At 65.9% G+C, this 18,255-nt stretch carries 14 protein-coding genes; 8 read left to right on the top strand and 6 right to left on the bottom strand.

The window, feature by feature from the left end; all coding sequences use genetic code 11:
• Positions 1-10 precede the first annotated feature (10 nt).
• A complete protein-coding gene (locus HL671_RS01015; RefSeq protein WP_172235347.1) occupies positions 11-3,493 on the bottom strand; it encodes a tetratricopeptide repeat protein in 3,483 nt (1,160 codons plus the stop codon).
• Positions 3,494-3,685: 192 nt separating this feature from the next.
• Entirely contained in the window at positions 3,686-4,273 is a 588-nt protein-coding gene (locus HL671_RS01020; protein ID WP_012041126.1) for a PadR family transcriptional regulator, read from the bottom strand.
• Between the two features lie 137 nt (positions 4,274-4,410).
• Between HL671_RS01020 and HL671_RS01025 the strand changes: the two genes are divergently transcribed.
• From HL671_RS01025 to HL671_RS01040, 4 genes are all read left to right on the top strand, one after another.
• On the top strand, positions 4,411-4,809 hold the full coding sequence (locus HL671_RS01025; protein WP_012041127.1) for a nuclear transport factor 2 family protein: 399 nt from the start codon (positions 4,411-4,413) through the stop codon (positions 4,807-4,809).
• Positions 4,810-4,938: 129 nt separating this feature from the next.
• Positions 4,939-6,729, top strand: coding sequence for an acyl-CoA dehydrogenase C-terminal domain-containing protein (locus tag HL671_RS01030; protein ID WP_012041128.1), 1,791 nt, complete (start codon positions 4,939-4,941; stop codon positions 6,727-6,729).
• Positions 6,730-6,812: 83 nt separating this feature from the next.
• Entirely contained in the window at positions 6,813-8,021 is a 1,209-nt protein-coding gene (locus tag HL671_RS01035; RefSeq protein ID WP_012041129.1) for an acetyl-CoA C-acetyltransferase, read from the top strand.
• A gap of 271 nt (positions 8,022-8,292) precedes the next feature.
• Positions 8,293-10,506, top strand: coding sequence for a 3-hydroxyacyl-CoA dehydrogenase NAD-binding domain-containing protein (locus HL671_RS01040; RefSeq protein ID WP_172235348.1), 2,214 nt, complete (start codon positions 8,293-8,295; stop codon positions 10,504-10,506).
• 125 nt (positions 10,507-10,631) lie between these two features.
• On the opposite strand, the gene gstA is transcribed toward HL671_RS01040, so the two are convergent.
• Entirely contained in the window at positions 10,632-11,246 is a 615-nt protein-coding gene (gstA, locus tag HL671_RS01045) for a glutathione transferase GstA (protein ID WP_012041131.1), read from the bottom strand.
• A gap of 146 nt (positions 11,247-11,392) precedes the next feature.
• Here gstA and HL671_RS01050 point away from each other — a divergent pair, with 146 nt between their 5' ends.
• The 3 genes from HL671_RS01050 (at position 11,393) to HL671_RS01060 (ending at position 14,305) form a co-directional block, all read left to right on the top strand.
• Positions 11,393-11,881: a MarR family winged helix-turn-helix transcriptional regulator gene (locus HL671_RS01050; protein ID WP_012041132.1), complete on the top strand. Its 489-nt coding sequence runs from the start codon at positions 11,393-11,395 to the stop codon at positions 11,879-11,881.
• Between the two features lie 96 nt (positions 11,882-11,977).
• Positions 11,978-13,348, top strand: coding sequence for a glutamate--cysteine ligase (locus HL671_RS01055; protein ID WP_172235349.1), 1,371 nt, complete (start codon positions 11,978-11,980; stop codon positions 13,346-13,348).
• Between the two features lie 294 nt (positions 13,349-13,642).
• On the top strand, positions 13,643-14,305 hold the full coding sequence (locus HL671_RS01060; RefSeq protein WP_172235451.1) for a PAN domain-containing protein: 663 nt from the start codon (positions 13,643-13,645) through the stop codon (positions 14,303-14,305).
• 237 nt (positions 14,306-14,542) lie between these two features.
• Here HL671_RS01060 and HL671_RS01065 read toward each other — a convergent pair whose 3' ends face one another.
• The 3 genes from HL671_RS01065 to tldD all read right to left on the bottom strand — a co-directional run bounded on the left by HL671_RS01065 (position 14,543) and on the right by tldD (position 17,584).
• Positions 14,543-15,112 carry a nucleotidyltransferase family protein gene (locus HL671_RS01065; RefSeq protein WP_172235350.1) on the bottom strand — a complete coding sequence of 190 codons (570 nt, stop codon included), beginning with the start codon at positions 15,110-15,112 and terminating at the stop codon, positions 14,543-14,545.
• Positions 15,113-15,365: 253 nt separating this feature from the next.
• Positions 15,366-16,145: a signal peptidase I gene (gene lepB / locus HL671_RS01070; RefSeq protein WP_172235452.1), complete on the bottom strand. Its 780-nt coding sequence runs from the start codon at positions 16,143-16,145 to the stop codon at positions 15,366-15,368.
• An 11-nt stretch (positions 16,146-16,156) separates the two neighbouring features.
• Positions 16,157-17,584: a metalloprotease TldD gene (gene tldD, locus HL671_RS01075; RefSeq protein ID WP_012041138.1), complete on the bottom strand. Its 1,428-nt coding sequence runs from the start codon at positions 17,582-17,584 to the stop codon at positions 16,157-16,159.
• 84 nt (positions 17,585-17,668) lie between these two features.
• Between tldD and HL671_RS01080 the strand changes: the two genes are divergently transcribed.
• On the top strand, positions 17,669-18,169 hold the full coding sequence (locus HL671_RS01080) for a GNAT family N-acetyltransferase (protein ID WP_012041139.1): 501 nt from the start codon (positions 17,669-17,671) through the stop codon (positions 18,167-18,169).
• Positions 18,170-18,255: the final 86 nt, after the last annotated feature.

Genomic DNA, 18,255 nt, shown 5'->3' on the forward strand with positions numbered 1-18,255 from the left:
AGCACGGCGCTCAGCGTGGCGCCGCTGCTGCGGTCCGCTTCGCCATGGCGGCCTTGGCAGCCGCCGCCCTGGCGATGGTCTGGGCGCCGTCCCAGCCACCGGCGGGCGCCGGCACATTGACCGCGTCGTCCGGCTGCGGCTCGACGGTGAAGGTCTGGATCGCGAGCTTCGCCGCGGCGAGCGACTGGGCATCGAGCCGCTTGGCGACATCGTCGCGCTTGCGGCCGGCATCGGCATCGCCCTGTGCCGCCGCGAGGCTGAACCATTTGTAGGATTCAGCGAGGTTCTGTTCGACCCCGATGCCGCGGGCATAGAGAATGCCGAGATTGTACTGGCTGTCAGCCACGCCGCGCTCGGCCGCCTTGCGGAACCACTGCGACGCGCTCTTATAGTTCGCGCCCTTGCCGCCGCCATCGGCGTCGAGCACCGCGAGATTATGCATCGCCTTGGCGTTGCCGCGTTCGGCGGCGACGACATAATAGCGGCGCGCGATGTCGGCGTCCTTCTTCACGCCGAGGCCCTTCTCGTAGAAGGTGCCGAGACGAAACACCGCCGGGATGAGCCCGGCCTGCGCGGCGCGGTCATACCATTTCGCCGCTTCCTCGTAGTTCGCGGCGATGCCCTTGCCTTCGGCGAAGCGCACGCCGACCTCGTAGGCCGCCGTCGGGTCGCCCTTCAGGGCGGAATTGCGCAGCGCCAGCCCGCCGATGCCGTCGGGCAGCTTCTCGGACGTCGGCACCTGCACGAGGCCGAGCTTCTGGCCGTTGGCCGCGGTCGGCACCGTGCCGGTGACGTCGGGCGCGGCGGCAGCGGCTGCCTGCTTGTCGGTATCCTGCGGGATCGCGAGCATCGCGATGGTCTCGGCCTCGGTCGGCATCGACCTGTTGTAGGACTGACGGTCCATCGGCGTCGGCGAGGTCAATGACGGGACGCTCTGATCCGGTGTCGCCGGCCGCGGCGAGAGGCTCGGTGTCGCCGACGGCATCTGTGCGCGCGGCGCCTCACCTTGGCTCTCCATCGGGGTGATCGGCGGTGGCGTGCTGCCGGAGTCGAGCAGCGACATCGCGAATTTGAAGGTGCCGAGCACGATCACGACGACGCTGGCGCCGACCAGCAGCGAGCGGATCTTCGATCCGATCGTCGAGACCTCCTCGTCGCCTTCAGCCGTGAGGGCGACCGTCGGCTTGTCCTTGATCTTGGCCTTTGCAGCTTCCTTTGGAATGTCCTTGACGGCTTCCTTGGGGGGCTCCTTGGCCTTCGGCTTGTCCTTCTTGGCCTTGTCCGCCTTCTTCGCGTCGACCGGCTGGGCTGCGGCTGCCGCCTGGGCGGCCCGGCGGGCCGCCGCGATGAAGCTCGAGGTCGAAACCGGTTCGCGCTTGCCGGCCGGAAGCTCGCTGAGCGCATCCTCGGAGGCCGCGATCCGTTCCGCAGGGGAGGCGGTGCGGCCGAGCGGACGCGTACCGGGCTCCAGCGGATGATCCGGCGGCAATTCGGGGACGATGGGGGTCGGGCGCGCCGCCTGGGCCGCGTGGGGCTCCAGGATCTCGGCGATCGCCTTGGGCGGGATCGGCGGTGGAGGCGCGGCCGGGGCGGCCGCCGCATGGAAGTCGCGCGGCGCTGCCGCGAAGGCCGCTTGGTTGGCAGCCGGGCTCACGATCTGCGCCGAAGGCTGCTCGGTCGCCGGGTTCGGCAGTTCGGGCCGATAAGCCGGTTCGGGCCGGGCCGGCTCGGCATAGGTCTGCGGCGCAGGCGCGCGCGCCGCCGGCATCGGCGCCTCGATCGGGGGAGCCAGAATGGCGGCGGGTTGGCTCGAGGTCGCGCGCACATTGCGCAGATCACCCTCGATCATGGCGAGCCGGTCGACGACGTGGCCGAGCGTATTGTGGACCGCTTCCAGCGAGTCCTGGGTGTTGCGATCGGTTTCGGTCTGGCTGAAGCGGATATCCGACAGCTCGCGCTTGACGACGTCGATCAGGCCGCCGTCCTGCGACGTCTCGCGTTGCGACCTGCTCTCGGCGAGTGCGGCAAAGGTCGCCTGCTGACGCTCCAGATAGCGCAGGATGTCCTGCAGCCCGTCCTCGACGCGGGTCATATTGCCGCCGCGCGGATCGTTGGCCGCCTCGAGCCGCTCGAGCAGGAAGCTGATCCGCTGCTCGAGATGGGTGATCGCCGACGAGCCGTCATTGCCGACCTGCAGCCGGTCGATGCGGTCCGACAGGCCGCGCAGCGCGTCCTCGATCTGGGCGGAATTGTCAGGCGCCGCGGCGGGCCGCTCGCGATTCTCCAAGGTCGAGGTCAGTGCCGCGATGCGCTGCTCGAGCGCCGCAAACGAATCGTGGAAGGAGTCGTGCGTGTCGCGGGCCTGCGTGACCTGGTCGACCTTCGAGGACAATTGCCGCAGATCGTCAGAGAGCCGCTCCAGCGCATCGTTGGAGGCGACGTTGGCCACGATCGCGCGCAAGGCAGTGATCGCGCTTTCGAGCTGCTGCACCGTGCCGGGGTCGTCATTGGCGCGCAGGATCAGATCGAGCTTGGTCCCGAGATTGCGAATCGCCTCGTCATAGACCGCGAGCTGCTCGGCCGGCTTCAGCGAGCCCACGACCTCGCGAATGTCGGTCAGCGCGCGTTCGATGCCGGCCAGCGCATGGCCGTCGACGCCGCTCTGGCGGTTCTCGTCGATGCGGCGCGACAGCGAGCGGATCTCGTTCTCGAGCGATTCGATCGCGCGCCGCGGCATTGCCTCGGTGATGGCGTGGCGGATCTCGGCGAGGTCGTTGCGGAAGCCGGCGATCGACTGTTCGATGCCGTCCTCAGGCCGCTGCAGCGACTCGATCTGGCTCGTGATCTTGAGGAGGTGGCGTTCGAGCTGCGAAAAATCCGGGCCGGGCGCGGCGGCCGGCGGTGGCGTCATCAACGGTGCCGCGGCGGGAGTCATCGTGGGAACGGTCGGCGGCGCCTGATGCGACGGCAGGGCGCGCGCATTGTCGAGCTCGCTCTGCCGGGCGCTGATCTCGGCGACGGCGATGTCGAACGCGCCGGGGTTCAATGGTTGAGCCGGGCGATAGAGCTGCGACGCCGCGCGCTCCACGCCGTCCGGTCCGCGATAGCGCTCCTCGGTGGCCGATTTGCGCAGCGGCGTCGAGATCTGCGACAGGCGGGCATCGAGCCGGGAAATGGCCTCGTTGAGCTGACGGGCGACGCCCTGCTCGTCGCGGGGCGTGTCCTTGCGCGCGACCGGGCGCGACATCTGCTCGATCTGACGGGCGATGGAGTCGAGCCGCTGATGAATGTCGGTGACTTCACGGGCATCGCGATTCGCCGGCGGCGTGGCGCGCGGCGGATAGCTGCTGCGGAAATCGGGCGGAGCAGATGCGCCGAGCGTGGAGTTGATCCAGTCGTTCAGCGTCATCCCGGCGCGCTGCGCCGCGGCCTCGGCCCTCTCGCGGACGGTTGGGTCGATGCCTTCATTACTCCACGGTACGCGCGAATTCATGTCTCGTCCGGTTCCGCTTCCAGCGCTCCACCCAGCGCCTCCAGCCTCCCCACGCGTCCCGGATTAGAAGATGAACGGAACCGCGCAGATCGTCTGCTCCAGGTCCGGACTTTTGGCTTTTACGGTAAATATCGGGTTAAGTTTACCATCGTCGCCGTCATAAGTTTTGCAGGCGCACGTAAGCCCCGCGCATCAGCCCGCAGTTTCCCGTGACGGGGGATCGAGCGGCCGCACGCTGCCGCTGTTGGAGATGGCCGACAGGGCGGTGATCGCCTCCTCGCACCATTCCGCCACCATGCGCTCGTGACGCAGCCCGAGGCGCAGATTGAGCAGCTTGCCCATGTCGGCCGGCGCAACGCTGCCGTCCGCATAATGCTTCTTGAGGATGCGATCGTAGCGCTCGGCGCGGTCGCGATGATGTTCGAGCCGCGCCATCAGATCGGCCCGGATCGGCGCGATGTCGGCCGCGCCCAGCGCATAGAGACGAACCAGGAGATCGTCCTTGACCGAGGCCGGCGTACTCGGCCGTGCCGCCCAGCTGCGGAAGGCTGCGCGCCCTTCGGGCGTCAGCGTGTAGACGAGCTTGTTCGGCTTGCCGGTCTGCACCACCTCGCGGCCCTGGATATAGCCGCGATCGCGCAGTCGCGACAATTCGCGATAGATCTGCTGATGGTCGGTCTTCCAGAAGAACCCGATCGAGGAATCGAAGGTCTTGGCGAGCTCGTAGCCCGTCATGGGATGTTCGGTGAGGCAGGCAAGGATGGCGTCGCCGAGGGCCATGGCCGGAAACTGCTCCCGTTTTTCTGATCGTTGTCTGCCCCGTTCCACGCTTGACATTATGCACACTGACGCATATGCGTCAATGTGCATATGGGGTGGTTGTGGTGCTGGCCTGTTCCACCCCGAGGAGACGCCCAATGACAAAGACCGGCCTCGACGGATGGTACGGCTATATGAGGTCTCACGATCTCGGCGGGTTGTGGGAGCTCTTGCACCCGGACGCCGTGTTCGAAAGTCCCGTCGTGCATACCCCGCAGCGCGGCCGCGACATCACCTTCAAATATCTCGCGAGTGCAGAGAAAGTCTTAGGCGGTCCCGGCTTCAAGTATGTCGGGGAGTGGCGTAACGCCACGGGCGCCGTGCTCGAATTCGAGAATGAGATCGAAGGCATCAAGCTCAACGGAGTCGACATCATCACCTTCGATGACGCTGGTCTGATCACGCATTTCAAGGTCATGGTGCGCCCGCTCAAGGCGATCAATCTGCTGCACCGCCTGATGGGCGAACAGCTCGCCGCCATGAACAAACCATCGTGACGCGACCACCGGCCGCAAAGCTACGGCTGCCGTAAGCCCTTAGAACTCGCTACAGTCCGCGGCCTGCATTGCCCGCCGCGTCCGCCAAACATTCCGTCTGAAACTTCAGCCTTCCTGCCGGAGACGCCGATGCCCATCTACAAAGCCCCCGTGGAAGATGTGACCTTCCTGCTCAACGATGTGTTCCAGATCGATCGCTACGACAATCTGCCGGGCTTCTCCGATGCCTCGGCCGACGTCCGCGAGGCGATCATCGGCGAAGCCGCCAAGCTCGCCGAGGAGGTGCTGCAACCGCTCAATCGCGTCGGCGATCTCGAAGGCTGCAAGCGTCACGATGACGGCAGCGTCACCACGCCGAAGGGCTTCAAGGAGGCCTATAAGCAGGTCGCCGAGGGCGGCTGGCTCGGCCTGTCGGCGCCGACCGAATATGGCGGCCAGGGCCTGCCGGTGACGCTGAGCCAGACGGTCAACGAATTCCAGTGCTCCGCCAACATGGCGTTCTCGATGTATGGCGGCCTCACCATGGGTGCGACCGCGGCGCTGATCGTGCATGGCAGCGAGGAGCAGAAGAAGACCTACGTGCCGAAGATGGTGGCGGGCGAATGGACCGGCACCATGAACCTGACCGAACCGCATTGCGGCACCGATCTCGGCCTGCTGCGCACCAAGGCGGTGCGCCAGGCCGACGGCAGCTTCAAGATCTCCGGCACCAAGATCTTCATCTCCGCCGGTGAGCATGATCTCGCCGACAACATCATCCATCTCGTGCTCGCCCGCATCGAGGGTGCGCCGGCGGGCATCAAGGGCGTGTCGCTGTTCGTGGTGCCGAAATTCCTGGTCAATCCGGACGGCAGCGTGGGGCAGCGCAACGGCGTGACCTGCGGCTCGATCGAGCACAAGATGGGCATCCACGGCAATTCGACCTGTGTGATGAACTACGACAATGCCACCGGCTGGCTGATCGGCGAAGAGAACAAGGGCATGCAGGGCATGTTCGTGATGATGAACGAGGCCCGGCTCGGCGTCGCCGTGCAGGGGCTCGCGCAGTCCGAGGTCGCCTATCAGAACGCGGTCGCCTATGCGCGTGAGCGTATCCAGGGCCGTTCGCTGACCGGGCCCAAGGCGCCGGACAAGGCCGCCGATCCGATCATCGTGCATCCCGACGTGCGCCGCACGCTGCTGTCGATCCGCGCCTTCAACGAGGCCGCGCGCGCCATGGTGGTGTGGACCTCGCTGAAGAGCGACGTCGCCCACCGCTCGCAGGATCCGAAGGACCGCCAGGCCGCCGACGACCATATGGGTCTGATGACCCCGGTCATGAAGGGCTACATGACCGACATGGGCTTCGCCAATGCGGTCGCCGCGCAGCAGATGTATGGCGGCCACGGCTACATCGCCGAATGGGGCATGGAGCAGTTCGTGCGCGATGCGCGCATCGCCATGATCTACGAGGGCGCCAACGGCATCCAAGCGCTCGACCTCGTCGGCCGCAAGCTGCCGCGCGACGGCGGCCGCGCCGTGATGGCGTTCTTCAACGAGGTCGGCAGCTTCGCCAAGGAGCAGGGCGGCCATGATGCGATGAAGCCGTTCGTCGCGCCGCTGTCGACCGCGCTCGGCCATCTGCAGCAGGCCACCACCTGGCTGATGCAGAACGCGATGACCAAGCCGGACAATGCCGGCGCCGCCGCGACCGACTACATGCATCTCTTTGCGCTGGTCACCTTCGGCTACATGTGGGCGAAGATGGCCAAGGTGGCGCAGGACAAGATTGCCGCGGGTGACAGCTCGACCTATCTGACCACCAAGCTGGTGACGGGCCGCTTCTTCATGGAGCGCATCCTGCCCGAGACGGCGGCGCATCTCGCCCGCCTGCAGGCCGGCTGCGCGACTGTGATGGAACTGCCGGCGGAAGCCTTCTGAGGACGAGACGAGAGCCGGTGCGTCGCGCGCCGGCCCTCGTCGCTACTGACAACACATGAAGATGACCAGATGAGGAGGGCGTGATGCCTGAGGCCTTTATCTATGACCACGTACGGACTCCCCGCGGCCGCGGCAAAGCCGACGGCGCGCTGCATGAGGTGACCGCGCTCGCGCTCGCCACCGTGCCCTTGAAGGCGCTCAAGGACCGCAACAACATTCCGGAAGATGCCGTCGATGACGTCGTGCTCGGCGTCGTCGACCCCGTCGGCGAGGCCGGCTCCGACATCGCCCGTTTCGCCGCGCTCAATGCCGGCCTTGGCGAGGCCGTCCCGGGCGTGCAGATCAGCCGGTTCTGCGCCTCCGGCCTCGATGCCGTCAACTTCGCGGCCGCGCAGATCATGAGCGGCCAGCATGAGCTCGTCATTGGCGGCGGTGCGGAATCGATGAGCCGCGTCGGCATCGGCGCCTCCGGCGGCGCCTGGCCGATGGATCCGTCGATGGCGGTGCCAGCCTATTTCATGCCGCAGGGCGTCTCGGCCGACCTGATCGCGACCAAATACGGCTTCTCGCGCGACGACGTCGACGCCTATGCGGTGCAGAGCCAGCAGCGCGCCGCCAAGTCCTGGGAAGAGGGCCGCTTCGACAAATCCGTCGTGCCGGTCAAGGACATCAACGGCCTGACCATCCTGGCCAAGGACGAGCACATGCGCCCGTCGACGACGATGCAGTCGCTGGCGCAGCTGCAGCCGTCCTTCGCGGCGATGGCGCAGATGGGCGGCTTCGACGCGGTCGCGATCCAGTCGCACCCGGAGATCGAGCGCGTCAACTACGTGCATCACGCCGGCAACTCCTCCGGCATCGTCGACGGCGCCGGCGCGGTGCTGCTCGGCAGCAAGGAGGCGGGCGAGAAATACGGCCTGAAGCCGCGTGCGAAAATCCGTGCCTTCACCAATATCGGCTCCGAGCCGGCGATGATGCTGACCGGCCCGGTCGACGTCACCGAGAAGCTGTTCGCGCGCACCGGCATGAAGGCGTCGGACATCGACCTGTTCGAGCTGAACGAGGCGTTCGCCTCGGTCGTGCTGCGCTACATGCAGGCGTTCGAAATCGACAAGGACAAGATCAACGTCAATGGCGGCGCCATCGCGCTCGGCCATCCCCTGGGCGCCACCGGCGCGATGATCCTCGGCACCGTGCTCGACGAACTCGAGCGCACCGGCAAGGCGACTGCGCTTGTCACGCTGTGCATCGGCGGCGGCATGGGCACCGCGACCATCATCGAGCGGGTCTAAGCCGTCATTGCGAGCGAAGCGACGCGTCCGCCGAAGCCATCTTGGGCGTAGGCGGAAGCAATCCAGAGTCCGACCCGAGCCCTGGAATGCTTCGTCGCTTCACTCCTCGCAATGACGCGCAACGAACAAACGTAGGGTGGGCCAAGCGAAGCGTGCCCACCGCCTTCTTCATCCACACTGTGGGTGGGCACGGCGCAAGGGCGCCTTTGCCCACCCTACGAATACAGGACAACGCCGCGCCGACCGGCTGCTGGCACCGAGGGAGCACCACATGGCCTTCAAGAACTTCAAACTGGAAACCGATGCCGACGGCATTGCGCTGATCACCTGGGACATTCCGGGCCGTTCGATGAACGTGCTCGACGAGACCTCGACGAATGAGCTCGAGGCTCTCGTGAAGGAAACCACCGCCGATGCCGCCATCAAGGGCGTCGTCATCACCTCGGCCAAGGAGGCGTTCTGCGCCGGCGCCGATCTGTCGATGCTCGAGGGCATGAACCGCCTCTATGCCGACGTGCTGAAGAGCAAGGGCGAGGAAGCCGCCAACCAGATGCTGTTCGACACCAGCCGGCGCTTCTCGCAGATCAACCGGGCGATGGAAACGTCCGGCAAGCCGTGGGTCGCCGCGATCAACGGCCTCGCGCTCGGCGGCGGCTTCGAGATCACCCTGTCGTGCCACTACCGCGTTGCGGCCGAGAATCCGAAGACGCGGCTCGGCCTGCCCGAGATCAAGGTCGGCCTGTTCCCCGGCGCCGGTGGCACCCAGCGCGTGCCGCGCATCGTGCAGCCGCAGGACGCCATGAACCTGCTGTTGAAGGGCGAGGCGCTCACGCTCGACAAGGCCAAGGCGCTGAAGCTGGTCGACGCGATCGTGCCGGCGGCGGATCTCATCAAGGCGGCCAAGGACTGGATCAAGGGCGGCGGCAAGGCGGTTCAGCCGTGGGACGAGAAGGGCTTCAAGCTGCCCGGCGGCCCGGTGTTCTCCAAGAACGGCATGATGATGTTCCCGGCCGGCAACGCCATCTACCGCCGCGAGACCTACGACAATTATCCGGCGGCGCGCGCCATCATGAGCTGCGTCTATGAAGGCCTGCAGTTGCCGATCGACGCCGCGCTGCGCGTCGAATCGCGCTACTTCACCAAGATCCTGCGCTCGAAGGAAGCCGCGGCCATGATCCGCAGCCTGTTCCTGTCGATGCAGGAATTGAACAAGGGCGCGCGTCGCCCCGCGGACGTGCCGGCGACCAAGCTCAAGAAGATCGCCGTGATCGGCGCCGGCTTCATGGGCGCCTCCGTCGGCTACGTCTCGGCCCGCGGCGGCCTCGATGTCGTGCTGATCGATCGCGACCAGGAGAGCGCCGACAAGGGCAAAGCGCATGCGCAGAGCGTGATCGACGGCCTGGTCAAGAAGGGCCGCGCCAAGCCAAGCGAGGCCGAGGCGATCATGGGCCGCATCACCGCGACCGCCGACTACGCCGCGTTGAAGGATTGCGACCTCGTGATCGAGGCCGTGTTCGAGGACCGCAAGGTCAAGGCCGAGACCTACGCCAAGGCACAGGCCTATCTGAAGGACGGCGCGATCTTCGCTTCCAACACCTCGACCTTGCCGATCACCTCGCTGGCCGAGGAGTTCAAGGACCAGGGTCGCTTCATCGGCATCCACTTCTTCTCGCCGGTCGAGAAGATGATGCTGGTCGAGATCATCATGGGCAAGGCGACCGGCGACGTCGCGCTGGCGACCGCGCTGGACTATGTCCGCACCATCGGTAAGACCCCGATCGTGGTCAACGACTCCCGCGGCTTCTTCGCCAATCGCTGCGTGATGCGCTACATCGCCGAGGGCAACGAGATGTTCCTCGAAGGCGTGCCGCCGGCGCTGATCGAGAACGCCGCCAAGATGGCCGGCATGCCGGTCGGACCGCTGTCGCTGTCGGACGAGGTCGCGCTCGACCTCGGTCTGAAGATCATGAAGGCGACCGAGCACGATCTCGGGCCCAACGCGATCAACCAGGACCACAAGAAGCTGATGGTCGAGCTGGTCGAGAAGCAGGGCCGCTTCGGCCGCAAGAACGGCAAGGGCTTCTACGATTATCCCGAGAAGGGCAAGGGTCAGAAGAGCCTGTGGCCGGATCTGGCCAAGCTGCAGCCGAAGCATCTCGATCCGGATACGCTGGATGTCGAGGAGCTGAAGCAGCGCTTCCTGGTGGTGCAGGCGGTGGAAGCCGCGCGCACCGTCGAGGACCATGTCATCACCGACGTGCGCGAGGCCGATGTCGGCTCGATCCTCGGCTTCGGCTTCGCGCCGTTCACCGGCGGCACGCTGTCCTATATCGACTTCATGGGGACAAAGAAGTTCGTCGAGCTGTGCCACACCTTCACGGCGAAATACGGCTCGCGCTTCGCCCCGCCGAAGCTGCTGGAGGAAATGGCCGCCAAGGGCGAAACCTTCTACGGCCGCTTCCCGCCGAAGAAGGCGGCGGCCTGACGATTGCGGCCTGCCTGATGAAGTCTCGATAGCACCGCATCGACGGTGCGCTCCCCTCCCCGCAAGGGGGAGGGGAGTTTACTGACTTCGCGGCTGAATGATCGCTTCTTAAAGGTCTGGCCAGCTCACCGCGCCTGCATCAGCCCTTCCTTCGCCAGCGCCTCCTGCACCTTCGGCCGGGCGGCGACGCGGTTTTTGTAGGCGACGAGGTTCGGCAGCGCCGACAGGTCGAACTTCATCCGGTCGGCCCAGGTCAGGATGGTGAACAGATAGCCGTCGGCGACCGTGAACTGGCTGCCCATCAGGTAATCGCGCCCCGCGAGCTGGCTGTCGATATACTTGAACTTGCCCATCACGCGGTCCTTGAAGAACGCCTTGGCGTCGTCGGCGAGCACCGGCGAGAACAGCGGGCCGAAATTCTTGTGCAGCTCCGAGGTGATGAAGTTCAGCCATTCCAGCAGCTTGTAACGCTCGCCGCTGTTGCGCGCGGGAGCGAGCTGCTTGTCCGCAGCCTGGTCGGCGATGATCTGGACGATGACCGGTCCCTCGGTCACGATGTCGCCGCTCGGCAGCCCCAGGGCCGGTACCTGGCCCTTCGGATTGACCTTAAGATAATCGTCGCCATTTTCCAGGGTCTTGGCGCGGAGATCGACCTTCACGAGGTCGTAGGGCAGGCCGGCCTCGAGCAGGGCGATATGGGGTGAGAGCGAGCATGCGCCGGGTGAATAATAAAGCTTCATCTTGTATTCCCTCCGTGAGACCGTTGTTTCCTGGTGGAACCGGGCTCTCGCGCACGGCCCTTAAATGCACTTGCATGGAATAGTCAAGATTGATGCAGCTGCATCGAATGCGCTAGAACGAGGACATCGAGAATACGAGCCGGCCCATGAAACGCAAACCATCGACCGAGGCGACCGCCGCCTGGATCCGCCTGATGCGGGTCCAGAGCCGGGTGCTGGACGCCGTCGAGCAGGAGCTGAAAAAGGCCGGTTTCCCGCCGCTCGCTTGGTATGATGCGCTTCTGGAGCTGTCCCGCGCGCCGACCGGGGAGCTGCGGCCGGTTGAGCTCGAACGGCAGATGCTGCTGCCGCAATATTCAACCTCGCGGCTGATCGACCGTCTCGTCGATGAAGGCCTGGTTGTCCGGCGCGAATGCAAGATGGACAAGCGCGGCCAATTCGTGGAGATCACGGAGGCGGGGCGCGAGCTGCAGAAGCGGATGTGGTCGGCCTATTCGGCCGCGATCGAAAAGCATGTCGGCTCCAAGCTGTCGGATGCCGACGCCGCCAAGCTCTGCGCGCTGCTCGATCGGCTCGGCTGCTCCTGCGGTCAGGCCGTTCCCTATTCTGCCGGAGAGGGCGCGTCGACCCGATGAGTTACTCGTACCCTTTCACATCCGCGGTCCCCTCGGGTCCGCGGCCCTTCCTGTCACCACGCGCGATCCTTGACGCGCGCTTCCTCCGAGACTCACATGGCGCGTGACCAGATCGATATGACCCCGCTGCAGTCGCGCGACGAACTCGTGGCGTGGCTCGAAGCCGGCGTGAAGCCGCCGTCCGCCTTCCGCATCGGGACCGAGCACGAGAAGACGCCGTTCACGCTCGACGGTCACCGTCCCGTTCCTTACGAGGGGCCGCGCGGCATCGGTGCGTTGCTTGAAGGCATGAAGCTCCTGCTCGGCTGGGAGCCGATCATGGAGCGTGGCAACATCATCGGGCTCTATGACGTGACCGGAGGCGGCGCGATCTCGCTGGAGCCCGGCGGTCAGTTCGAATTGTCCGGCGCGCCGGTCGAGACCGTGCACCAGACACATTCCGAGCTGATGGCGCATCTGGCGCAGGTGCGCGAGATCGCGACCCCGCTCGGCATCGGTTTTCTCGGGCTCGGCATGACGCCATCCTGGTCGCGCGAAGACATTCCCGTGATGCCCAAGGGCCGCTACAATATCATGAGAGGCTACATGCCGAAGGTCGGTCACTACGGCCTCGACATGATGTTCCGGACCTGCACGGTGCAGACCAATCTCGACTTCTCCTCGGAAGCCGACATGATCAAGAAGCTCCGGGTCTCGGTCGCGCTGCAGCCGATCGCGACCGCGCTGTTCGCCAACTCGCCGTTCACTGAAGGCAAACCGAACGGCTATCTGTCGTTCCGCTCGGAGATCTGGCGCGACACCGACAATCAGCGCTCGGGCATGATCCCCTGGGCGTTCGAGGACGGCATGGGCTTCGAGCGCTGGGTCGACTACGCGCTCGATGTTCCCATGTATTTCGTCAAGCGCGACGAAACCTATATCGACGTCTCCGGCACCTCGTTCCGCGACTTCTTCGCGGGCAAGAATCCGGCGATGGCCGGCGAGCGCCCGACCCTGTCGGACTGGGCCAATCACCTGTCCACGATCTTCCCGGAAGTTCGCCTGAAGCGCTATCTGGAGATGCGCGGGGCCGATGGCGTGCCGTGGGGCCGCCTGCCGGCGCTGCCGGCGTTCTGGGTCGGCCTGCTCTATGACGATGTCAGCCTCGATGCCGCCTGGGACCTGGTCAAGGATTGGACCGCGTTCGAGCGCCAGAGCCTGCGCGACGACGTGCCCCGTCTGGGCTTCAAGGCGCGCATCCGCAATCGCTACGTGTTCGAAGTCGCCAAGGAATGCCTGACCCTGGCGCATCACGGCCTGCGCCGGCGCGGCCGCATCGACCATCTCGGCCGCGACGAAAGCCGCTATCTTGAGCCGCTCGACCAGATCATCGATTCCGGCCGTTCGCCGGCCGAGGAAATGCTGGAGAAGTTCAACGGTCCCTGGCACGGCTCGGTCGAGCCGGCCTATGACGAATACGCGTTCTGACGGACGCAGCCCTGGCTGAGCCGGGCGGGCTCGGCGCATCCGGCCGGCCGGATGCCGCAGCGTCGTCGCGCCGCTCTTCGTCCGGGCCGGAGTTCCAAGCCTGGCGGGAATTGGCGGATGGGCCCGGCTTTTTTGTTGCAGTTTGTGTCTTCGGCCCGGTCTGGCGCCGGCGCGCCCCGGTGTGGCCGTGGGCGCGTCGTGTCCGTGAGAGCCGTTCATCCGCCATACAGGTTCGTGGCGATCAAATGACGCTTCAAAATACTCAAGAAAACCTCAAGTCTAACAATGGGTCTGATGGTTCAGCGGCGGCGCGTGGGGCGCCTCATGGGGGTGTGGCTGTGGGCACTGGCGTGCCTGCTCGCGGCCGTGCGTTCGGAGCCAGCTGACGCCCAGACCTATTCCGATCGTCCCGGCGGCGACTATATGAGCGCGCCGATCGCCTCGGGCGACCCGGCCGATTGCGCGCTGCTGTGCGAGCACGACCGGCGCTGTCGCGCCTGGAGCTTCAACTATCCGACCGTGATGGAAGCGGGCGCGGTGTGCTGGCTGAAGAACAGCGTGCCGGCACGGGTGCCCGACAATTGCTGCGTCTCCGGCGTGCGCGGCGCCGGCGTCGTCGAAATCCGCAACGACGCCGTCGAAACCTCGATCGACCGTCCCGGCGGCGATTATCGCAGCTTCGACATCAAGACCACGGACCTGAAGGCCAACGACAAGGTCGAGAAGCCCGTCGACAAAGGCGCAGACAAGAGCAGCGACAAGGCGCCGGACAAGAAAGACGAGAAGGCCGCCGACGCCGAGGAGATCTGCAAGGCCGCCTGCACCGGCGACAACAAATGCCGCGCCTGGACCTTCGCCCGGCCCGGCTATGCCGGCAAGGAGGCGCACTGCTTCCTGAAAAAGGAGATCAAGCCGCCGCGGCGGCGGGCCGGCTTCACCTCGGGCGTGGTGCGGTAGCGTCCGGAGAGCGTCGATCTGCCGATGGAAGCCGTTACGACGGTGACGCTTCGGGCGCCGACAGTGCACCAAACTCAGTGTCATTCCGGGGTGTGACGCGCAGCGGCGCGAGCCCGGAATCATTACTCACGCTGGTGGTTACGGATTCGGGGCTTCGCTCTTCGAGCTACAGCGGACAAACCGCGCGCCCGGAATGACAGGCGGGGAGAGCGGTGGCTCCGCATAGCCAAGTGTGAATCATTCCTCTGCGGCGATCACGGTGATCTCCGGCCATAGCGCCTTCCAGCGCGACGCCTTGGCCGCGTAGTTCGCCGCCGAAAAATTGGCCGTGATGTTCGGTCGCACGATCATCTGCGCGATGTCATCGAAGCCCTTGGGCGCATAGACCTCGTATCCGCCGGCCACAGGCCGGAGGCCGACCTGCGTATTGGTGGTGAGGAAACGGTCGATGCCGTCGGTGGAGCGCGTCAGCGGCGGGTAGGGGCGGCCGTGCTTGGCGGGATACCAGAGGTGGACGCGGGCCTGGTTGCGCACCTCGACCTTGGCGTCGATGCCGCCGAGCGCGGAAGCGATCTGCTTGATCACGGTATCCTCGGCATCCCACGACGTGTCCGGATCGAAATAGAAAATATCGTAGTCGTTGATGCCGTGGTCGACGGCACGTCCCGTGCGCACGTTCCACACGGTCTGTGTCAGACAACCGGCAACGATCCAGGCATCGGGCAACCCCGTCGCCCGCAGCACGTCCATGATCGCGCTGTTGATCGGGTTGCGTAGCGCTGACGTGACGAAGCCCTCTTCGGTCATGCGCCCTTATAACACGCAAATACCTTCGGATCATGCTGACCCTGGCGGTGCTGCGCAACGAACATGAGGACACTGCCTCAGCCGAGGTCGAAGGCCGGGATCGCCTTTCGGCAAACCTGTATCCGCCAGTGCGGGCGCAGTAGCGCCGCGACATCGCCGCGCTCGCCCGGCAGTCATAGGAGATGCCGTCCTCGACCTCCGGCCATGCCAGCGCGAGCGCGCTGACATCGTCGAAGGTCACGGTGCGGCGCGCTCAGCGCACCGCGGTGAAGAAACGATCCAGCCGGAAGCCTGAGAGCCAGGCCCACACCGGCTGGTTCTTGAAGCCGAGATCCCACGAGCCGACCACCGCGTCGGCGCGGCCGACCAGATTGTCGATCGGCAGCAGGCCGACGCCGCCATCGCGCAACGAGACGCGGCTGTCGGCGGAGTTGTCTCTGTTATCGCCGAGCACGAACAGTTTGCCGGGCGGCACGGTGACTTCCGGCGTGTTGTCGAGACGGCCATTGTCGCGCATCTTGAAGATCAGGTGCGACACGCCATTCGGCAGCGTCTCGACATAGCGATAGGCGGGCTCGTTGCGGCCGGTGTCGTCCTCGGCGTCGCCGATGCCGTCCGGCTTCAGCGCGGCGGCCTCGCCATTGATGTAGAGCTGGCCCTGGCGCATCTGGATGCGGTCGCCGGGCAGGCCGACGACGCGCTTGACCCAGGCCTGCGAGGTGTCGCCCGGCCAGCGGAACACGACGACGTCGCCACGCTTCGGCGTCTCGCCGAACAGCCGCCCGGTCTCGGGCAAGGTGATCTGCATCGGCAGCGAGGACGTGCCATAGCCATACGGGAATTTCGACGCGAGCAGCGCGTCGCCGATCAGCAGCGTCGGCTCCATCGAGCCCGAGGGCACGTAGAACGGCTCGGCGATCGCGCCCTTGGCGACGAACACGACCAGGACTACGGCGGCGAGCTGTGCGAGCTGTCCGCCCCAGGTGGCGGTGTCCTTGCGCGCGGCCTTGGTCACGGTCTTCTCGGCCGACATCTTGTCGAGGCTCATCGGCCCGTGCCTCCCACCGTGATGCGATCCATGCGCAGCGTCGGCTGACCGACGCCGACCGGCACGCCCTGGCCGTTCTTGCCACAGGTGCCGATGCCGGTGTCGAGCGACAGATCGTTGCCGATCATGCTGATGCGGTTGAGGTCGGTCGGGCCATTGCCGATCAGCATCGCGCCCTTCACCGGCGCACCGACCTTGCCGTTCTCGATCCGATAGGCCTCGGTGCACTGGAAGACGTATTTGCCCGAGGTGATGTCGACCTGGCCGCCACCGAAATTGACGGCGTAGATGCCGTTCTTGACGGAGGCGATGATCTCGGCCGGATCGCGGTCGCCGGCCAGCATGTAGGTGTTGGTCATGCGCGGCATCGGCACATGCGCATAGCCTTGCCTGCGGCCATTGCCGGTCGGCGCCATGTTCATCAGCCGCGCGTTCTGGCGGTCCTGCATGTAGCCGACCAGGATGCCGTCCTCGATCAGCACGGTTCGGCTGGTCGGCGTGCCCTCGTCGTCGATCGACAGCGAGCCGCGGCGCGACGACATGGTGCCGTCATCGACCACCGTGACGCCCTTGGCGGCGACCGGCTTGCCCATCAGCCCGGCGAAAGCCGACGTCTTCTTGCGGTTGAAATCGCCTTCGAGGCCGTGGCCGACGGCTTCGTGCAGCATCACGCCGGGCCAGCCGGCGCCCAGCACGACGTCCATCTCGCCGGCCGGCGCGGGGACGGATTCGAGATTGACGAGCGCCTCGCGCAGCGCGCCATCAGCGGCTTCGCGCCATGCCTTGGTCTCGATGAAGCGCGCATAGGCCTCGCGGCCGCCATAGCCCTTGCTGCCGCTCTCCTGGCGGTCGCCCTGGCCAGCGACGACCGAGACGTTGACGCGCACCAGCGGGCGGATGTCACGATAGCTCTCACCGTCGGGCCTGATGATCTCGACCACCTGCCAGGTCGCACCGAGGCTCACGGTCACCTGGCGCACGCGCGGATCCTTGTCGCGCAGATAGGCGTCGATCTCGCCGAGCAGCTTGACCTTGCTCTCGAAGCCCGGCGCGTCGAGCGGATTGTCGTCGCCATAGAGCCGCACATTCGTATGCGGCGGCGGGCTGGCGAAGTTGCCCGAATAGCCGCCCCTGACCGCGCTCACCGCGTCCGCCGCGCGCATCAGCGCCGGCAGCGAGACGTCGGAGGAATGCGCGTAGCCGACCGCATCGTCCTTGACGGCGCGCAGGCCGAAGCCCTGGCTGGTGTCATAGGTCGCCTGCTTCAGGCGGCCATTGTCGAAGGTCAGCGCCTCGGTCTGGCTGTATTCGAGAAACAGCTCGCCGTCGTCGGCGCCGGCCAGGCCGCGCGCAATCTCGCTGCGGACCGCGTCACGATCCAGACTGGCGCGATCGAGCAGGGAGGTGGTGGCGGGATTCGTCATGGGTCAATCCGTTGTCGGAGCGGTCATTCCAAGATAGTTGTTTTGACGTCGGGGCGCGAGGGGCTGGATGATTACCGAATTGACATGGTTGAGATCGTTCCAATCACGGCCGCTTACATCGAGAGCTTTCACCGCACGCTGGATTTTGTCGCGCGTGAACGGCGCTACCTGTCCTTTGTGCAGGCGCCACCGCTCGACTCCACGCGGGCATTCATCCTGAACAATATCCAGGAGGGATATCCGCAATTCGTGGCGTTGTCGGCAGGCGATGTGGTCGGCTGGTGCGATGTGACGCCGAAATCAGGGCCAATCGATGCCCGGGTCGGCGTGCTCGGCATGGGCCTTTTGCCGCAGTTCCGGCGCCAGGGCAACGGAACCCGGCTGATGGCGGCGACGCTGGAGGCAGCGCGGCGGGTCGGGTTCTCGCGCGTCGAGCTGAATGTCTACCGCAGCAATACGGATGCGATCCGGCTGTATCAAAAGGCCGGATTCGTTCTGAAGGCGGTGCAGCCGCGCGAGGCTCGCGACGACGGGTTTGACAAGACGCTGCTGGTGATGGCGCTGGCGCTCGACACGGGACGCTGATCGATACGGTCGCTCGGCGCGCGCCAACGATCGCCGTCGTTCACGGCAATGTGTCAGGCGTTCGGCGATAGCGCTTGCTGGTGTCA

This window comes from Bradyrhizobium denitrificans (genome assembly GCF_013179005.1).
Classification (GTDB): Bacteria; Pseudomonadota; Alphaproteobacteria; order Rhizobiales; family Xanthobacteraceae; genus Bradyrhizobium; species Bradyrhizobium denitrificans.